Source organism: Streptomyces sp. NPDC054813, from assembly GCF_053611365.1.
Window position 1 is genome coordinate 1 of record NZ_JBSHAF010000070.1, and the last position, 2,851, is coordinate 2,851.

General features: G+C 70.1%; 2 protein-coding genes and 1 pseudogene. 1 reads left to right on the plus strand and 2 read right to left on the minus strand.

Translation table 11 applies throughout. The features are described 5' to 3' along the window. Nucleotides 1-44: 44 nt before the first annotated feature. Nucleotides 45-436, plus strand: a pseudogene (locus tag ACWGJB_RS49770) (hypothetical protein). A 13-nt stretch (nucleotides 437-449) separates the two neighbouring features. Here the strand turns inward: ACWGJB_RS49770 and ACWGJB_RS49775 are convergent. After that, a complete protein-coding gene (locus tag ACWGJB_RS49775) occupies nucleotides 450-1,781 on the minus strand; it encodes a lanthionine synthetase LanC family protein (protein ID WP_365114160.1) in 1,332 nt (443 codons plus the stop codon). Between the two features lie 145 nt (nucleotides 1,782-1,926). Continuing rightward, a complete protein-coding gene (locus tag ACWGJB_RS49780) occupies nucleotides 1,927-2,802 on the minus strand; it encodes an IS5 family transposase (RefSeq protein WP_453386630.1) in 876 nt (291 codons plus the stop codon). Nucleotides 2,803-2,851 lie beyond the last annotated feature (49 nt).

Consider the following 2,851-nt stretch of genomic DNA (forward strand, 5'->3'; position numbering starts at 1 on the left):
CTAGGCCGTGTATCGGAAGTGAATCTTGCACATAGGGTGTCGGAATGTCACTGAGCCACATAGCACTCTCGTCTGGACGTTCGATCGAGCTCACCGAGCTGCGAATGTCTTCGACCTACGGAGGGATGCTGGAGGGCTACCCGTGCAAGCCCGTCAATGACATGAAGGTCAGGAGTCTCCAGCGGCAGGCTGAACGTGCGTTCCCCTCCACGCCGGTCCATGCGGTTCCCCCTCCCGCGAGTACCCGGACCAGGCTGCCGGCGCCTTCGGCCCCGTTGAGGTGCTGCCTTCCGGGGCCTGCATCGGCGCCTTCCGCTCGACAGCGGTCGCCCCTGCACTCGACCCGGTCCTGCACCGTTCCGCTCTTGGCCTAGGGCGGCCCACGCATCGCACAAGGCCTGGGCCGAGATCGTTATGGATTACTTGTCTCGAATGAGGCCACCACTCGCTCATGAGTCCGTGCGAGTACTCCGCAGGTGCGCCGGCACGGCCCACCACTGGTCCGGGCGGTCCACGACCGGGGCGTCGGGGCCGCTCTCGCCGTACCGGGCGAGGCGCAGAAGGTAGGCCGCGATGCCTGCCGCGCCCTGCATCCACGTCGTCTGGGGCGGCAGCAGCGGCGGGTCCTCGCGGTGTTCCAGAAAGCGCCAACGGGCGCCCGCATCATCCCTGATGACCCGGTCGACCAGCGCATCGCCCATCCGGTGCGCGGCCCGCAGCAGGGTCTGCCTCCGCTGCGGCGCCCGGCAGTCCTGGGCGGCGTCCAGCAGGACGTCCCCGACGCCTGCCGTTCCGCAGCAGCGGCCGTCGTTGTCCCAGAAGCCGGGACGGAGGCGTTGCGGCAGGCCCGAGGTGAGGATCGAGGTCATACAGCGGTGCCGCAGTTCGTCGACGTCATGGCCCGCCACTTCGGCGACCCCTGCGTGCGCCAGTGCGGTGAACAGGTGCGAGGTGCCCGCCGGGCCGTGGCACCACGTGTACGTCACCGGTTCCACCTCCCGTTTCGACGGCGGGATCGTGTGTGGGACGACGAAACCGGCGTCCTCCAAGGACCCCACCGAGAGGACGTGCCGGGCGCCTTCCACCGCGGCCTCGATGAAGTCCTGACGGTCCAGGGCGGTGCCCGCGACCGCCAGTGCGGCCGCGATGCCGGCGGTTCCGTGCGAGTAGTTCGGTGCCCTCGACGGCCTCCCCGGCGTCATGCCCCAGTCGAGGCCCGCTTCCGTACGGTCCGCCGCCCGCAGCAGCGCCTCGCCTCCCGTCGTCGCGATCGCCTCTGCGAACTCGCTCTTCGCCCAGACCGCCGTCATCACGACGCCCGCGGTCCCCATGATGACGTCGGTGAGGGGCGCGTCGGAGCCCGGTTCGAAATCGAGGGTGGTCTTCCATCCGTCGCCGGTCGCCAGGGCGGCCAGCCGCCGCAGTGCCACCGCTTCCTCGCCCGGGGCGAGCAGTCTGAGCGCCGTCGCGTCGCCTGCGAGGCCGTCGTACAGCGAGGGTTCCGTTCGCTGCCCGGCCTGTGCCGACAGCCTGGTCACGATGCCGGTCGCCAGCGCCGCTTCCCGCGCGCTCAGCTCCCGGTACTGCGCGATCTCGGCCAGCACCGGGGCCAAGCCGGCGATCCCCGCGTACAGCGAATCGCGGTCCTGTGGCGGCGACACGGTTTCCGGACCGCCCTCCACCACCGCCTGCACGAGCCATGGGCCCTCGGCCTCGCGCACGTGGTCCAGCACCCACGACCAGGCGGCCTCGCCCACGTCCCGATATACGTCGCTCCTCATCCGGTCACGCTACAACCCCCGGATGAGCAGCCCGTTCGGCGGGGTGTCGCCGGTCTGTCGGTTCCGGCGGTCCTGGGTACCGGCTTCCGCGGCCGCCTTCAGGTCACGCAGCCCTGCTTCGAGGCCGTCGCGCGACGGGTGCCGATCACAGCCACTCGTTGATAGCAGCGATCAGGACGGTCGCCTCGTAGCGGACCGCCAGCTTGTCGTAGCGCGTGGCGACGGCGCGGTGCCTCTTGAGGCGGTTGATCCCGCACTCGACCGCGTGGCGCTTGCGGTAGTCGGCCGGGTCGAAACGTGGTGGTCGGCCGCCGCGGGAGCCGAGCTTCTGGCGGTTGCGTGCCTGGTCGGCCTTGTCGGGGATGGTGCAGCGGATTCCGCGGCGCCGCAGGTAAGCGCGGTTTCTGCGGGAGGCGTACGCCTTGTCGGCGCGGACCCGATGAGGACGGACACGTGGCCGGCCCGGCCCTATGCGGGGCACGCGGACTTTCTCCAGTACGGGTTCGAACTGCGGCGAGTCCCCGCGTTGCCCGGCCGTGATCACGATCGACATGGGCTTTTGGCCCTGCTCGACGGCGAGGTGCAGCTTGGTGGTGAACCCGCCGCGTGAGCGTCCCAGTCCGTGGTCTCCGGGCTCGGCGAAGACACCGCCCGGTGGTTCCTTCTGCAGGCCGCCCTGCCTTCGGGCTCCGGCCGCGTGCTGGTGGGCGCGGCAGACCGTGGAGTCGACGCTCAGGTCCCACGTGATCGCACCCTTCGCGTCGGCCAGGGACTGGAGCCGGGTAAGGACCCGCTGCCAGGTTCCGTTCCGCTGCCACCGGCGGAAGAGGTCGTAGACCCGGCCCCACGGTCCGTACTCGACGGGGACGTCCCGCCACGGAACCCCGGTCCGAACTCGGAAGCGTATGCCGTCGATCAACTGCCGCCGGGACCAGACGGGCGGCCGCCCCGCCCTCATCCCCTTCGGGAGCAACGGCTCCAACACCGCCCACTGCTCGTCCGTGAGATCACCCCGACCCATGAACTGTGATCATTCACAGCCCAAGATCCACTTTCGATACACGGCCTAG